Source organism: Streptomyces sp. NPDC059248, from assembly GCF_042753905.1.
In the GTDB taxonomy this organism is placed as follows: domain Bacteria; phylum Actinomycetota; class Actinomycetes; order Streptomycetales; family Streptomycetaceae; genus Streptomyces.
In genome coordinates this window covers 1-15,308 of the sequence record NZ_JBHYZV010000127.1, presented here as the reverse complement: position 1 = coordinate 15,308, position 15,308 = coordinate 1, and the positions used below count along the sequence as shown (strand labels likewise).

Genomic DNA, 15,308 nt, shown 5'->3' with positions numbered 1-15,308 from the left:
TGGTTCTCCGGCGGCGCGGGGCATCGGGTGTCTACCCCCCGCCGGCGGGCGCGTCCGACGGCCGGTGCCGGGCTCGCGGGCCCGGCACCGGAGGGTCAGAACTGGAGCTTGACCCGGTTGATGTAGCCCGTGTCCTGCGCGGCCCGGTCCTGGACCCGGAGTCGCCACTCGCCGTTCGCGACCTCGGACGAGGCGTTGACGGTGTACGTCTCCTGGACGTTGTCCGCGGAGTCGCCCGCGTTGAACGGCTTCAGCGGGTAGACCGAGCCGTCGGGGGCGACCAGGTCGACGACCAGGTCACCGCGCCAGGTGTGGATGATGTCGACCTCGACCCGGAGCGCGGCGGGGGCGTTGCCCGCGACTCCGGAGACCGTGACGGGCGAGACGACGGGCACCCCGTTGTCGGGGACGGCCACGTCGGCCGCGTTCTCGAAGGACGGGCCGCCCGGGTTGCCGCCGGGCCTGCCGCCGACGTTGACCCCGGCCCAGGCGTCGGTGACCGCCTTCACCTCGGCGCTGTTCGCGCCGTACAGCTCGGTGGCGACGGCGAGCGTGCCGGTGCGGGCGCCCGCGTAGTTGGTCGTGGAGGTGAACTTGGTGGTGAGCGCCTTGTACCAGATCAGCGCCGCTTTCTCGCGGCCGATGCCGATGACCGGCAGACCGTCGGAGGTCGGGGAGTCGTACGCGACCCCGTTCACGGTCTTGGCGCCGCTGCCCTCGGAGAGGAGGTAGAACCAGTGGTTCGCGGGGCCGGAGGAGTAGTGGACGTCGATCCCGCCGATGCCCGCGTACCAGGCGTCCTTGGAGGAGCCGTCGCGGCTGGGCCGGTCCATGTACCGCAGCGGGGTGCCGTTGCCCCGGATGTCGATCTTCTCGCCGACGAGGTAGTCGCCCGGGTCGTTCGGGTTGTTGGCGTGGAACTCGACGGCCGCGGCGAAGATGTCGGAGGTGGCCTCGTTGAGGCCGCCGGACTCACCGCTGTAGACGAGCCGTGCGGTGTTGGAGGTGACGCCGTGGGTCATCTCGTGGGCGGCGACGTCGATGGAGGTCAGCGGCTTGGCGTTGCCGGCGCCGTCGCCGTACGTCATGCAGAAGCAGGAGTCCTGCCAGAAGGCGTTGACGTAGTTGTTGCCGTAGTGGACCCGGGAGGTCGCGCCGACGCCGTCGCCGCGGATCCCGGAACGGCCGTGCACATTCTTGAAGTAGTCCCAGGTCAGCCCGGCGCCGTAGGCGGCGTCCGCGGCCGCGGTCTCGGCGTCGGCGGGCTGGCCGTTGCCCCAGACGTCGTCCGGGCCGTTGAAGAGGGTCCCGCCGCTGGTGCCCCGGTTGAGGTTGGTGGTGCGGTGGTTGCCGCGACCGGAGTCGGTGAGCTGGAAGGCGCCGCCGGACTGGACGGAGCCGACGGTCACCTGGCCGCTGTACATGGTGTTGCCGGTCCCGGTGTGGACGGCCTGCCACCGGTACAGCTCGGCACCCGTACCGGCGTCGGTGACGACGTGCAGCTCGCTCGGGGTCCCGTCGTGCTGGAGGCCGCCGACGACGGTCTCGTACGCGAGGACGGGCTCGGCGCCCTGTGCCAGCCAGACGACCCGGCGCGGCGCGCGGGTGACATCGGCGTCCTCGGCGCCCTCGGCCTCGGCCCGGGCCAGCGCCTGCCGTTCGGCGGCGGCCGGGGCCGTACGGGCGGAGCCGGTGGCGACACCGGTGAGCGCGAGCCGGGACGCACGGGCGACTGCCTCGGTGGCGCCCGATGGCGTCTCGGAGACGACGAGGTCGCCGCCGAGTACGGGCAGCCCGCGGTAGGTGCGCTCGTAGCGGGTGTGCGTGGTGCCGTCCCGGTCCTGGGCGACATCGCGGACCAGCAGCTTCTCGGCCGCCGTCAGCCCGAGCTCCTTCGCGGTGGCGGCGGTGTCGGCGTCGCGCGCGGCGATGAGGGCGGTGCGCTGGGCGGGTGTCAGGGTCCTGGGCAGCGCGCCGGGGTCGGGCTGACCGGCCCGGGCGGCGGCCGGGGCGCGGTCGGCGCCGGAGGTCGCGGCGGTGGAGCTGGTGGCCTGGAGGCCGAGGGCGATCATGGCGGTGGTGGCGATCAGCGCGCCGGTCGCCGTGGCGCGTCGGGGCGTGGGTCTCACGCGGACTCCTTCTGCGAGGGGGTACGGAGCGGCGGGTGACGCCGTCCGGACGGTGCGGCGGAGAAGTGGTGCGGAGGTGCCGTGGTCCTTGCGCGGTGCTTTGCGCGGTGCGCGCCGTACGGGAGCGGAGCCGTACGGGAGCGGAGCCGTACGGGTACGCGGGCGGAGTCCGACGGGCCCGCCGGACTCCGGGGCGAGGGGTGTCCGGGAACGGCGGGCCCGTGGAACGCGAACAGGGGTGAAGAGTCGCAGCCGTGGCAGGTTTCTGTCAGGGGCGCGTCAAAAGGTTGACCGGAATGCGTCCGTTGACCGAAAGCGCTTGTCCGTTCATCGGACGCCGGAACCGGGTGCGGTGACCTGTCATGAGCAGGTAAAGGGTGGGCAACGCGCCGGTATTCGCCGCCCGTCCGTCCGGGGACCCGCCGGAGGCGTCCGGCGGCCGGACCGCGCGGTCCGGCGGGCGCGAGGGCTCGTACGGGCGGATCCCGGTGCTCTTGTGGACGCGGCGGATGTGGCCGGTTCACGGCGATACCCCGGATGTCGGGAGAACCGGGTGGCCTCCTTCCCCCCGCCGAGCCAGAAGAACATGTTCACCGGCCACCCGGGGCGGTCACACCAGGCTCTCCCGCCACGCGCGGTGGAGATCGGCGAACCGCCCGGGGGCCGCGATCAGCTCGCCCGGCGGTCCGTCCTCCACGATCCGGCCGCCCTCCATCACCAGGACCCGGTCCGCGACCTCGACCGTGGACAGCCGGTGGGCGATGACCAGGGCCGTACGGCCGTGCAGCACGGTGTCCATCGCCTGCTGCACCGCCCGCTCGCCCGGGATGTCGAGGGAGCTGGTCGCCTCGTCGAGGATGAGTACGGCCGGATCGGCGAGCAGCGCCCTGGCGAAGGCCACCAACTGGCGCTGCCCCGCCGAGATCCGGCCGCCCCGCTTGCGGACGTCGGTGTCGTAGCCGTCGGGCAGCGCCGCGATGAAGTCGTGCGCGCCGATCGCCTTCGCCGCCCGCTCGATCTCCTCGCGGCCGGCGTCGGGTCGGCCGATGGCGATGTTCTCGGCGACGGTGCCGGAGAAGAGGAACGCCTCCTGGGTCACCATCACCACACCGCGCCGCAGTTCGGCCGTCCCCAGGTCGGTCAGGGGGATCCCGTCGACGAGGACCCGGCCGTCGGTGGGGTCGTAGAAGCGGGCCAGCAGCTTGGCGAGGGTCGACTTGCCCGCGCCCGTCGAGCCGACGACCGCGACCGTCTCGCCCGCCGGGATCGTCAGATCGAAGCGGGGCAGCACCTCACCGCCGGTGCGGTAGGCGAACCGGACCCCGTCGAAGACCACCGCACGGCCGGGCCGTCCGGCGGGCCGCTCCGGCAGCGCCACGGGCCGCTCCGGCTCCCGTACCGCCGGGGTCTGCGTCAGCAGTCCGGCGATCTTCCTCAGCGACGCCGCCGCCGACTCGTACGAGTTCAGGAACATGCCGAGCCGGTCGATGGGGTCGTACAGCCGCCGCAGATAGAGCGCGGCCGCCGCCAGCACACCGAGCGCCAGGGTGCCGTCCGCGACCCGGTACGCGCCCCACAGCACCATGCCCGCGATCGCCGTGTTCGCCATCAGGCGGGAACCCAGCACGAACAGGGCCAGCTCCAGCATCGCGTCGCCGTTGCTGCGGCAGTGGTCCTGGTTGACCGCGCGGAACGCCTCGTCGTTCGCCCGCTCCCGGCGGAACGCCCGGACCGGGCGGATGCCGTTCATCGTCTCCGTGAACCGGACGATCACGGCCGCCATGGCCGTCGACCGCTTGCCGTAGATCACCGCGCAGCGCCGCCGGTAGAACCGGATCAGGACGAACAGCGGGGCGAAGGTGGCGACGGCGGCCGCGCCGATCCCGAAGTCGAGCCAGAGGAGCAGGACCGAGATGTACACGAAGGCCAGGATCACGTTGATCAGTTCCTGGAGCCCCTCGTCCAGCAGTTCGCGCAGGGACTCCACGTCCGCCGTCGAACGGGAGATCAGCCGGCCCGAGGTGTAACGCTCGTGGAAGTCGACGCTCAGCGACTGCGCGTGCCGGAAGATCCGGTGGCGCAGATCCAGCAGGACGTCCTGGCTGAGACGGCCGATGACGCTGACGAAGAGGTACTGGAGGAGCCCGGCGCCGACGGCGGCGAGCGCGTAGCCCGCGCCGACCGCGACGAGCGGGCCGTAGTCGTCGGACCGCAGCGCCGGAACGCCCCGGTCGATCGCGTACGCCACCAGCAGCGGGCCCGCCTGGACGGCCGCCTGCTGGAGGAGCAGGAGCAGGGCGACCATCGCCACCCGGCGCCGGTACGGGGAGAGCAGCGACCGCAGCAGGGTCCGGGTGGCGCGCGGGGGTGTCGGGAGGTCGTCGCGGTCGAACGGATCCCCGTCGCCTTCGCCTTCGCCGTCGCCCGCCTCGGTCCTGGTCCCGGTGTCGGTGTCGGTGTCGATCCTGGTGTCGATTCCGGTGTCGCCGACCGGGGCCGAGACCTGGACCGGTGCCGGGATCGGGGCCTGTACCGGGGCCTGCTCCGGGTAGTCCGGGACGGTCGGCTCCCCGGACGCGGCGGCCCGCCCGGTCGACGGGGGCCGCTGCTGCGCCTGGCTCACGGAGTTTTCCCTTCCGGCAGAAGTTCGATGCGGTCGCGCGGCCCCGGCGGGCGCTCGGCGCCCGACATCAGCCAGGCGTACTCGGCGCTGGTCCGCAGCAGTTCCTGGTGCGTTCCGACGGCCGCGACCCGGCCGCCGGACAGCAGCGCCACCCGGTCGGCGAGCAGCACGGTGGACGGTCTGTGCGCCACGACCAGCGCCGTCGTCTCCTTCAGTACGCGCCGTAGCGCGGCCTCCACCCGGGCCTCGGTATGGACGTCCAGGGCGGAGAGGGGATCGTCGAGGACGAGGAAGCGGGGCCGGGCCGCGACCGCCCGGGCCAGTGCCAGCCGCTGTCGCTGGCCGCCCGAGAGCGTGAGGCCCTGCTCGCCGACCTCGGTCCCCGCACCCCGTGGCAGGGTCGCGACGAAATCGGCCTGGGCGATGTCGAGCGCCCGGTCCAGCGCGTCCGGGGCGGGTGTGCCGCCCACGCCCATCAGGACGTTCTCGGCGACCGTCGCGGAGAACAGCGTCGGCTCCTCGAACGCCACCGACACCAGGGTCCGCAGCCGTTCGCGCGACAGCGCCGTGATGTCCTCGCCGTCCAGCGTGATCCGGCCGCCGGTCGCCTCGTGCAGCCGGGGGACCAGGGCGGTGAGCGTCGTCTTCCCGCTACCGGTCGCCCCGACCACGGCCATCGTCTCGCCGGATGCGATGTGCAGATCGATCCCGTCGAGTACGGGCCGGGAGTCGGCGGGCGCGTCCGGATAGCGGAAGACGACCCCCTCGAACCGCAGCCCGCCACCCGTCCCGGGGCTCTTGCCCCGGGGCGCCGACGCCTCCGGTGCCGTCGTCGCCGGAGCCGTACCGTCCGGTCGTGGTTCCGTGCGGTCGCCGCCGGACTCCTCGGGCTCGTCCATCACCTCGAAGAACCGCTCCGTCGCGGTCGCCGCCTCCTGGCAGAGCGCCAGCAGGAAGCCGATCGACTCCACCGGCCAGCGCAGCGCCAGCGCCGTGGAGAGGAACGCCACCAGGGTGCCCGCCGACAGGACGCCGTCCGCGACCTGGACCGTACCGAGTACCAGGGCGGCGCCGATCGCCAGCTCGGGGATGACCGTCACCGCGGCCCAGATGCCCGCCACCATCCGGGCCTTGACCACCTCCGTACCGCGCAGCGACCCGGCGAGCGCGGCGAAGGCCCGCTCCTGGCCGCGATGGCGGCCGAAGCCCTTGACGACCCGGATCCCGAGGACGCTCTCCTCCGTCACCGTGGTCAGGTCCCCGGCCTGGTCCTGGGCGAGCCGGGACGCCCGCGAGTACCGCGCCTCGAAGAAGGAGCAGATCGCGATCAGCGGGACGACCGGGAGCATCAGCACCAGACCCAGCGTCCACTCCTGCACCAGCAGGATCGCCAGACCGACGACGATCGTCACCCCGTTGACCAGCAGGAAGGTCAGGGGGAACTGGAGGAATATCCGTATGAGCCCCAGGTCCGTCGTCCCGCGCGACAGCAACTGGCCCGACGGCCAGCGGTCGTGGAAGGCCAGCGGCACCCGCTGGAGATGGTGGTACAGATCCGCCCGCATCGCCGCCTCGACCCCCGACAGCGGCCGGGCCACCAGCCACCGCCGGAACCCGAAGAGCACCGCCTCCGCGATCCCGAGCAGCAACAGCGCCAGCGCCCCCAGCCACACCCCGCCCGGGTCGCGGTCGGCGACCGGGCCGTCGACGATCCACTTCAGGACGAGGGGGAGGACGAGCCCCAGGCACGAGGCGACGATCGCCACGAGCGCGGCGGCGGACATCCGGCCCCGGACCGGCCGGACGTACGGCCACAGCCGCAGCAGCGTCCTGACGACGGACCGCTTGGGCTCCGGTGCGACGTCGGTGCCGCCGGTGCCGGTGCCGAGGGTGCCGAGGGTGCCGGGGGTGTCGGGGGTGTCGGTGCCGTGCGTGTCGGTCGGCCCGTTCGGAGGCGGCTTTTCCTGGGGGGTGGCGTGAGTGGGCATCAGGACCGAGCCTACGGTTCACCACTGACACGACACATCTCCTTTTTCCGGGCGGCGGGCCGCCCCCGGAGTCGTAGCCGCGCATCGTCCGATCGGCCGATACGCGGATCCAGCGGGACGGAGGATGCGCCGACCCCCGCCCCGCCGCGAATCTTGAGCCATGGCGGCGATCATCCAGGTGATGCATCCGCGGACCCCCGGCTCCGGCCGGGTCCCGGACGCGGGATCCGCGACCCGCGCCGCCGCCTCGCCCTCCCCGGTCGCCCGCGCCGCCGGATCCGTGCCCCGGCCGGTAGCGCGGGGGACCGGGTGGTGGCGCGGCCCGGTCCCGTATCCCCGGCGGCGCGCGGCCGTCCGCCGGGCCTCCGCGACGGCCGGCGGTCCCGGCGACGCGCGGCCGGGCGGCCGGGACATGAACGGCCGGACGGCGCGGGACTCCGCGCCGCCCGGTGGGGAACCGACCGGCGGGGGGCTCACAGCCGGTCGGTGCCCGCGGGACGCGGCCGACCGCTCCGGCCGCGTCCCGGTACGCGGCACGGCCCCCGGGCCCCGTCCCGTACGGGCCCGGCGCCGCCGATCGCCGGGCCCGCCGGGCCCGCCGGGCCCGCCGGGTCCGCCGGGAACACGTACGCCCCCCGGGGCCGTACGCCAGACTGCCCACATGATCGCCGACCCCCGTCCCACCCCTGCCACTCCGCCTTCCCCGGGCGGGGCCGCCGTAGCGCGTACGGACACCGGCGTGGGCGGCGGACCCGTGGGCGTCCCGGCCCCGACGCCCGCCGACATCCACTGGGGCCGGTTACACCGCTGGGGCCCGTACGCCGTCCTCGCCCTCACCGTCTTCGTCGTCGCGCTCTCGGGCCGCGACCTCATGAGCCGGACCGACGTGTACGCGGCCGGGGTCATGCTCACCCTGGCCCTCGGTCTCGAAATCCGGCAGACCCTCACCCGTCGGGCCCGCTCCGGCGACCACGCGGTCCTCCCGTTCACCCTCCGCACGGGTGCCCCTGTCCATCAGGCGCCCGGCGATCACGATCGGGCCGGTCAGCTCCACTTCTTCCTGCGCGTCCTGCTCACCACGGGTCTGACCGTCACCGACCCCTCCTTCGCCCTCTACTCCCTCGTCGGCTTCTTCGCCGCCGCCCGGGTGCTGCCCGGCCCCAGGCTGCTCCGGGTCGGTCTGGTGCTCAACTCGGTCGCCGGTGCGGGCGCCCAGTCCGGTGGACTGCCCCCGCCGACAGCGCAGCCGTGGCTTTCCTTCGGGGTGCTCCTCCTTCTCAATTCCCTCCTCTGCCTCGTCTTCGCCCGGATCATCGAGCACGAACAGAACGCCGCCCGCGAGAAGATCGAGACCATCGAGGAGCTGGAGCGCGCCAACGCCCGGCTCACCCGGGCCATGGACGAGAACGCCCGTCTCCAGGCGCGGCTGCTGGACCGGGCCAGGGAGGCCGGCGTGGCCGACGAACGGCAGCGGCTCGCCGCCGAGATCCACGACACCATCGCCCAGGGGCTGGCCGGGATCATCACCCAGCTCCAGGCCGCTTCGGCGAGCTCGGAACCCGAGACGGCCCGGGGCCATCTGGCCCGTGCCTCCGCGCTCGCCCGGTCGAGCCTCGGGGAGGCCCGGCGCTCCGTACACGACCTCGCCCCCGCCGCACTCGAACACGACAGCCTGGCGGGGGCGCTGGAGAAGACCGTCGCCGACTGGTCCGAACGGACCGGGATACCCGCCCGGTTCACCGTCACCGGCACCGCGGAACCGCTGCACGAGGAGGTCGAGGCGACCCTGCTGCGGATCGTCCAGGAGGCGCTCGCCAACACCGCCCGGCACGCCGGAGCCGGCCGGGCCGGGGTCACCCTCACCTTTCTCGACGACGAGGTCATCGCCGACATCCGCGACGACGGCGGGGGCTTCGACTCGCGCCGCGTGCCCGTCCGCCGCGACAGCGGCGGCTTCGGTCTGCACGGTATGCGGGCCCGAGCCGAACGGATCGCGGGCCGGGTGGAGGTGGAGTCGGAGCCCGGCAGGGGGACGGCCGTCTCCGTTCGCGTACCGTTGGTACGCCATGTCTGAGACCTCCCGGAACACTCCCGCCGCCGACGATCGGAACGACGACCGGACCGACCGGACCGACGACCGGACCGACCGGACCGCGGACGGCAGCCCGCAGGACGGGCCCCCGCCGCCGGTGTCCCGCCCGCCCGGCCGGACGATCACGCTGCTCGTCGTCGACGACCATCCCGTCGTACGCGACGGACTGCGCGGCATGTTCGAGTCGTCCTCCGTCTTCGCCGTCGTCGGGGAGGCCGACAACGGTGAGGACGCCGTCGCCGCCGCCCTCCGGCTCGACCCGGACGTCGTGCTGATGGACCTCCGGATGCCCGGTTGCGGGGGTGTCGCCGCCATCGCCGAACTGACCCGGCTCGGCGCCCGTGCCGAAGTGCTGGTCCTCACCACGTACGACACCGACTCCGACACCGTCCCCGCGATCGAGGCGGGCGCCACCGGCTACCTCCTCAAGGACGCCCCGCGCGAGGAGCTGTTCGCCGCCGTCCGCGCCGCCGCCGACGGCCGGACCGTGCTCTCCCCCGCGGTCGCCTCCCGGCTGGTGTCGCACGTCCGCGCGCCGCGCGCCACCGGCAGTGATCTGCTGTCGGCACGGGAGCGCGAGGTCGTGACCCTGGTCTCCCGGGGGATGTCGAACAAGGAGATCGCGGCCGAACTCTTCATCAGCGAGGCCACCGTGAAGACCCATCTCACCCACCTGTTCGCCAAGCTCGGCGCCAAGGACCGGGCGGCGGCGGTGGCCCGCGCGTACGACTGCGGCATCCTCGGCTGACGATCGACAGCCGCGGCCGTACGGGGACGGCCGTACGGGCACCTCGAACAGATGAGTCGAACGCGCGTGTCGAACGGGTGCGGCCGGCGGGGTCCACGCCGTACCGGGACACACCGCCCACCGGGCCACGTTTCCCCCATGGGGGCGCGGTCGTTGGGTGGACGTGAGACACGTACTGAAGCGGACCGGCCGGGGCGTGCTGACCGCCCTGGCCTCGGCCGGAATGGCAGCGCTGTTGGCGGGACTCTCCGGGTGTACCTCGGGCGGGGACGGTGGCGGGGACCCCGGTGACGTACCCGTACGGCAGGCGTCCGAGGGGGTGATCCGGGTGATTCCCGAGGACGGCGCCCAGGGGGTCGATCCCAAGAGCCGGCTCGAAGTACGGCTCACCAGCGGGCGTCTTGAGCGGGTCACGGTCAGCCGGATCGAGAACGAGTCGCCGTCCACCGTCCGGGGCGCGATCTCCGAGGACGGGCTGCGCTGGCTGCCGGCCGACGGCGTCCGCCTCGGGGTCGCGGCCAAGTACGCCGTCGACGTCCTCGCCCTCGACGGCCACGGCCGGCGCACCGCCCGCCACACCACCTTCACCACCAAGGTCCCCGAGAGCCGGTTCATCGGCTATTTCAAGCCCGAGCACCGGTCCACCGTCGGCACCGGCATGATCGTCTCCTTCGACTTCAACCGGAAGATCGAGGACCGGGAGGCCGTGCGGCGGGCGATCGAGGTGACCTCCGATCCGCCGGTCGAGATCGTCGGGCACTGGTTCGGTGACCAGCGGCTCGACTTCCGGCCCGAGCGGTACTGGACCACGGGCACCAAGGTCACCGTCGACGTCCGGCTGCGGGACGTCGAGGCCGCGCCGGGCGCCTACGGCATCCAGGACAAGACCGTCACCTTCACCGTCGGCCGTTCCCAGGTCTCCCTCGTCGATGCCGAGGCCAAGACGATGCAGGTACGGAAGGACGGGGCGCTGGTCGCCACCCTCCCGATCACGGCGGGCGCGCCGAACGCGATGACGTACAACGGGAAGATGGTCGTCAGCGAGATGCACGACGTGACCCGGATGAACGGGGCGACCGTCGGCTTCACCGACGTGGACGGCAAGGGGGAGTACGACATCGAGGACGTCCCGCACGCCATGCGGCTGACCCGCTCCGGCACCTTCCTGCACGGCAACTACTGGGCGTCGTCGGACATCTTCGGCTCGGCCAACGTCAGCCACGGCTGTGTCGGGCTGCGCGATGTGAAGGGCGGCAGCGGGGACACACCCGCGGGCTGGTTCTTCGACCGGACGCTCATCGGGGACGTGGTGGAGGTGGTCAACTCGCACGACAAGACGGTCGCGCCCGATAACGGGCTCAGCGGCTGGAATATGCCGTGGGAGGAGTGGAAGCGATAGCCCGCGCCCCCGGGGCGGGTCCCGCCACCCGGCCGTACGCCCCCGGGCGGGTCGTGATCCGCGGCCCGTGCGCCCCCGGGGCGGTCGTGACCCGCGTTCGCCGTCGGGGCCGCTGTGACGGAACGCACGGAGCACAGTCGCTGTTAGCGCCGGTTAACCTGCTGGAATGAGCACTGTCTCCCTCGAAGTCTCCGGCGGCGTCGGCACCATCCGGCTGGACCGCCCTCCGATGAACGCGCTCGACATCGCCCTCCAGGACCGGCTGCGGGAGTTGGCCGATGAGGCCGGGAGGCGCGACGACGTCCGGGCCGTGATCCTGTACGGCGGTGAGAAGGTGTTCGCCGCCGGCGCGGACATCAAGGAGATGCTGGCGATCGACCACGCCGCGATGATCGCCCGGTCCCGGGCGCTCCAGGAGGCGTTCACGGCCGTCGCCAGGATCCCCAAGCCGGTGGTCGCCGCGGTGACCGGCTACGCCCTCGGCGGCGGCTGCGAACTCGCGCTCTGCGCCGACTACCGGATCGCCGCCGACGACGCCAGGCTCGGCCAGCCCGAGATCCTCCTCGGGCTGATCCCGGGCGCGGGCGGCACCCAGCGGCTGTCCCGGCTGATCGGGCCCTCCCGGGCCAAGGACCTGATCTTCACGGGACGTCAGGTGAAGGCGCCCGAGGCGCTGGCGATCGGCCTGGTGGACCGGGTCGTACCGGCGGCCGAGGTGTACGAGGCGGCACACGCCTGGGCCGCCCGGCTCGCCCGCGGCCCGGCGCTGGCGCTGCGGGCGGCGAAGGAGTCCGTGGACGCCGGTCTCGAGACCGATATCGAGACCGGGCTGGCGATCGAACGGAACTGGTTCGCCGGGCTGTTCGCGACGGAGGACAAGGAACGCGGCATGCGCAGCTTTGTCGCGGAGGGGCCGGGCAAGGCCGTATTCGCCGGTACGGAGGAGCTGCGCGCCGGGGAGGCCGGGGCGGGGACACCGTAACGGCGCACGCTCCGGCGCGCGGGCCGCGAAAGCCCCTGTTGACAGGGTGTCAACGGGGTTCGGGGTGGGCAGATCTGGTGTTGTGAGGCCAGTGACATATGCCGACGCGGGCTTCCGGAATGAGCAGTTCCGGGGGCCCGATTCCGCTGGAACCGCCACGGAAACCGCCCCCGGCGGCCATGATGGGGGCATGGCGGGCCTCGAAGGTGTGGAACAACCGCGGGAGCGCGAAGGCGTGACCGCGACCCGGTGGATGACCGCCATCGAGGACGAAGAGGGCCTGAAGGCCGTGGAGATGTTCGGCGACCCGGCGCGGGGCGAGGTCGGGCTGCCGTCCCGCCCCGAATCCGCGGCCACCGCCCGGCGGCTGACCCATTCGGTGATCGTCCGGCAGTGGGGGCTCTCCGGGCAGATCGCCGAGTCCGCGGTGCTCCTCGTCTCCGAACTCGTGGGGAACGCCGTCCGGCATACCGGTGCCCGGGTCTTCGGGCTGCGGATGACCCGCCGTCCCGGCTGGATCAGGGTCGAGGTGCGCGATCCTTCGCGCGGACTGCCCTGTCTGCTGCCGGTCCAGCCGACGGACGTCAGCGGGCGGGGCCTCTTCCTGGTCGACCGGCTCTCCGACCGGTGGGGTGTGGATCTGCTGCCGCGCGGCAAGACGACCTGGTTCGAGATGCGGGTGCCGCAACGGGGTGTCACCCCGTCCTGAGCGGCGACCCGGAGGAATCCTGAGCGGCGACCCGGAAGAGTTCCGGAAGTGTCCTGAGCCGTGCCCCGGACGCGTCCTGTGCGCGGAGCGCCCGGACGCGCCTGGTGCGGAAACCCAGAAGCCCCCACGGGCGCCGGTGTGCGGCGGATGGGGGCCTCTGGGGAGCGGCGTGGACAAGGGGGTGTTTCCACGGCCGCCTGGGACGACCGAGCCCGGGTCGGGGGAGGTCGTGCCACCGACTATGGCAGACGGGGAAACAACTCCCAAATTCTCGAAACGGTCATAAGTTGGCAAAGTGGGCGATGCTCACGAGAATCTCAGGTGAGATGGGGCACTCACCTCATAAATCTTGCTGAATCCGGGCTGATGGGATGCATTTTTACGGTGGGATCACACCCGTCCGCAGCTCGCGAAACTACCTGAATCGGGTTAATGGGTAAGTTCTTCGTATTTTTTGCCTAGCGTCCTCTTTTGTGACCCCGATCGACCGTCGTCGCGCCCTGCGGGCCGGAGCGGGGGCCGCTGTCGCCGGTGCTCTCGTCACGAGCTGCGCCGACGGCGACGGCCCCCCGCGGCCGCCCGCCGCCCGTGCCACCCCCGGGACCCCGGGCCGCCCGCCCGCGGGGCGGGCCGCCGAACGCGCCGCCGCGCCGGCGCCCCGCCGCTACCCCGGACGCCCCGACCAGATCACCCACGGCCCGGACGTGGGGGACCGGGTCGCCCTCACCTTCCACGGCGGCGGCGACCCCGCCACCGCGGACGCCGTACTCGCCGAGGCCGAGCGGGCCGGGGCGCGGATCACCGTCCTCGCGATCGGCGAGTGGCTCGACGACCATCCGCGGCTGGCCCGCCGCATCCTCGACGGCGGCCACGACCTCGGCAACCACACCATGCGCCATCTCGCCGTCAACGACCTGTCCGAGGCGGAGGCGTACGCCGAGATCACGGCCTGCGCCGAACGGCTGCGGCGGCTCACCGGCTCCATCGGCACCTGGTTCCGGCCGTCCCGGACCCAGGAGGCCACCCCGCTCGTCGTCCGGCTCGCCCGGCGCGCCGGATATCCGCACGTCCTCTCCTACGACCTCGACTCCCTCGACTCCACCTCGCCCGGCGCCCCGGCCGTCACCCGCGCGGTCGCCGAGCAGATCCGGCCCGGATCGGTGGTGAGCCTCCACTTCGGCTATGCGGACACGGTCGCCGCACTGCCCGCCCTCCTCGACGATCTCCACCGCCGCGGACTGCGCGCGGTGACCACCACGGAGCTGCTGAGCTGATGCGTCCCGCCTCCCACCCGATCCCCGCCCCGGCCCGCCCCGCCCGCCGTGGCCGTCTGCTGCTCGCCGGAGCCCTGGTCGCGCTGGTCGCGGGCTGCGGTACCGAGTCCGGCCCGGCCGGACCGTCCGAACGGAGCAAGGCCGCCGCGGCCCGTAAGCAGGCCGCGCCCGTCGTCCCGCCCGGACTGCCCGGGATGCCGCCGGTCCTCGACCCGAAGGACCTCTACGCGGCGGACCGCCCCGGCCGGCTCTCGCCCGTCGTCAAGAACTTCCCGACCAAGGTCTACGTCCCCAACACCAACTCCAACACGGTCTCCGTGATCGACCCCGCCACCTACGAGGTCGTCGAGACCATCCCGGTGGGCGTCCAGCCGCAGCACGTCGTGCCCTCCTGGGACCTGAAGACCCTCTGGGTCAACAACAACCGGGGCCACACCCTCACCCCCATCGACCCCGCGACCGGCAAGGCCGGGAAGGAGGTCGAGGTCCACGACCCGTACAACCTGTACTTCACGCCCAACGGCAAGTACGCCGTCGTGATGGCCTCCATGGACCGCGAGCTGGTCTTCCGCGACCCCCACACCATGGAGCGGAAGAAGACCACCCCGGTGACCTGCTACGGGGTCAACCACGCCGACTTCTCCGCCGACGGCCGGTACTTCATCGTCTCCTGCGAGTTCTCCGGCGAACTCCTGAAGGTCGACACCGAGAAGATGGAGGTCGTGGGGCAGCAGAAGCTCCCCCTGGACGGCGCGATGCCCCAGGACGTGAAGATCTCCCCGGACGGCAAGACCTTCTACGTCGCCGACATGATGGCCCATGGCGTCTGGGTGCTCGACGGCGAGAAGTTCACCACCCCCACCCTGCTGCCCACCGGCGAGGGCGCCCACGGGCTCTACATCAGCCGCGACTCGAAGGAGATGTACATCCCCAACCGGGGCGAGGGCTCCGTCTCCGTCTTCGACTTCACCCGGAACAAGCTCACCAAGAAATGGTGGCTCCCCGGCGGCGGCAGCCCCGACATGGGCGGGGTCTCCGCCGACGGCAAGGTCCTGTGGCTGTCGGGGCGGTACGACTCCGAGGTCTACGCAATCGACACGGTCACCGGCAAGGAGCTGGCCCGGATCCCGGTCGGCGACGGCCCCCACGGACTCGCCTTCTATCCCCAGCCGGGCCGCTACTCCCTGGGACACACCGGCGTCTTCCGCTGACCGGGCCGCTGACCGGGCCACTCACCTGGCCGCCCACCCGGGACACAGGGCATGCCGGGCATGCCGCGGGGCCCCCGGTACGACCCGGGCGCCGGCCCCCCGCGCCCACCAACGCCCGCGCGGGGGAAATTGACACGCCGGGGGGCGGATACC

The 15,308-nt window shown here is 72.9% G+C and carries 10 protein-coding genes; 7 read left to right on the top strand and 3 right to left on the bottom strand.

Features of this window, described 5'->3' with window-relative positions; translation table 11 throughout:
- Positions 1 to 95: 95 nt before the first annotated feature.
- From ACFXG1_RS31845 to ACFXG1_RS31835, 3 genes are all read right to left on the bottom strand, one after another.
- Positions 96 to 2,129 (bottom strand): M4 family metallopeptidase, encoded by a 2,034-nt coding sequence (locus ACFXG1_RS31845; protein ID WP_384745669.1) that lies wholly within the window; start codon positions 2,127 to 2,129, stop codon positions 96 to 98.
- 610 nt (positions 2,130 to 2,739) lie between these two features.
- A complete protein-coding gene (locus tag ACFXG1_RS31840; protein WP_384719303.1) occupies positions 2,740 to 4,593 on the bottom strand; it encodes an ABC transporter ATP-binding protein in 1,854 nt (617 codons plus the stop codon).
- A 155-nt stretch (positions 4,594 to 4,748) separates the two neighbouring features.
- Positions 4,749 to 6,740, bottom strand: a complete 1,992-nt coding sequence (locus ACFXG1_RS31835; RefSeq protein WP_384745667.1) for an ABC transporter ATP-binding protein — start codon at positions 6,738 to 6,740, stop codon at positions 4,749 to 4,751.
- 739 nt (positions 6,741 to 7,479) lie between these two features.
- Here ACFXG1_RS31835 and ACFXG1_RS31830 point away from each other — a divergent pair.
- From ACFXG1_RS31830 to ACFXG1_RS31800, 7 genes are all read left to right on the top strand, one after another.
- Complete coding sequence (locus ACFXG1_RS31830; protein WP_384708215.1) at positions 7,480 to 8,814, top strand: sensor histidine kinase; 1,335 nt, start codon at positions 7,480 to 7,482, stop codon at positions 8,812 to 8,814.
- A 115-nt stretch (positions 8,815 to 8,929) separates the two neighbouring features.
- Positions 8,930 to 9,580 (top strand): response regulator, encoded by a 651-nt coding sequence (locus ACFXG1_RS31825; protein WP_384708275.1) that lies wholly within the window; start codon positions 8,930 to 8,932, stop codon positions 9,578 to 9,580.
- A gap of 163 nt (positions 9,581 to 9,743) precedes the next feature.
- Positions 9,744 to 10,979, top strand: a complete 1,236-nt coding sequence (locus ACFXG1_RS31820; RefSeq protein WP_384708212.1) for an Ig-like domain-containing protein — start codon at positions 9,744 to 9,746, stop codon at positions 10,977 to 10,979.
- A gap of 166 nt (positions 10,980 to 11,145) precedes the next feature.
- On the top strand, positions 11,146 to 11,961 hold the full coding sequence (locus ACFXG1_RS31815) for an enoyl-CoA hydratase/isomerase family protein (RefSeq protein WP_384708209.1): 816 nt from the start codon (positions 11,146 to 11,148) through the stop codon (positions 11,959 to 11,961).
- Between the two features lie 190 nt (positions 11,962 to 12,151).
- Positions 12,152 to 12,670, top strand: a complete 519-nt coding sequence (locus ACFXG1_RS31810) for an ATP-binding protein (protein ID WP_384708206.1) — start codon at positions 12,152 to 12,154, stop codon at positions 12,668 to 12,670.
- A gap of 473 nt (positions 12,671 to 13,143) precedes the next feature.
- On the top strand, positions 13,144 to 13,944 hold the full coding sequence (locus ACFXG1_RS31805) for a polysaccharide deacetylase family protein (RefSeq protein WP_384745664.1): 801 nt from the start codon (positions 13,144 to 13,146) through the stop codon (positions 13,942 to 13,944).
- Positions 13,944 to 15,155, top strand: coding sequence for a YncE family protein (locus tag ACFXG1_RS31800; RefSeq protein ID WP_384745662.1), 1,212 nt, complete (start codon positions 13,944 to 13,946; stop codon positions 15,153 to 15,155). The genes ACFXG1_RS31805 and ACFXG1_RS31800 overlap by 1 nt, the downstream gene beginning before the upstream one ends.
- Positions 15,156 to 15,308: the final 153 nt, after the last annotated feature.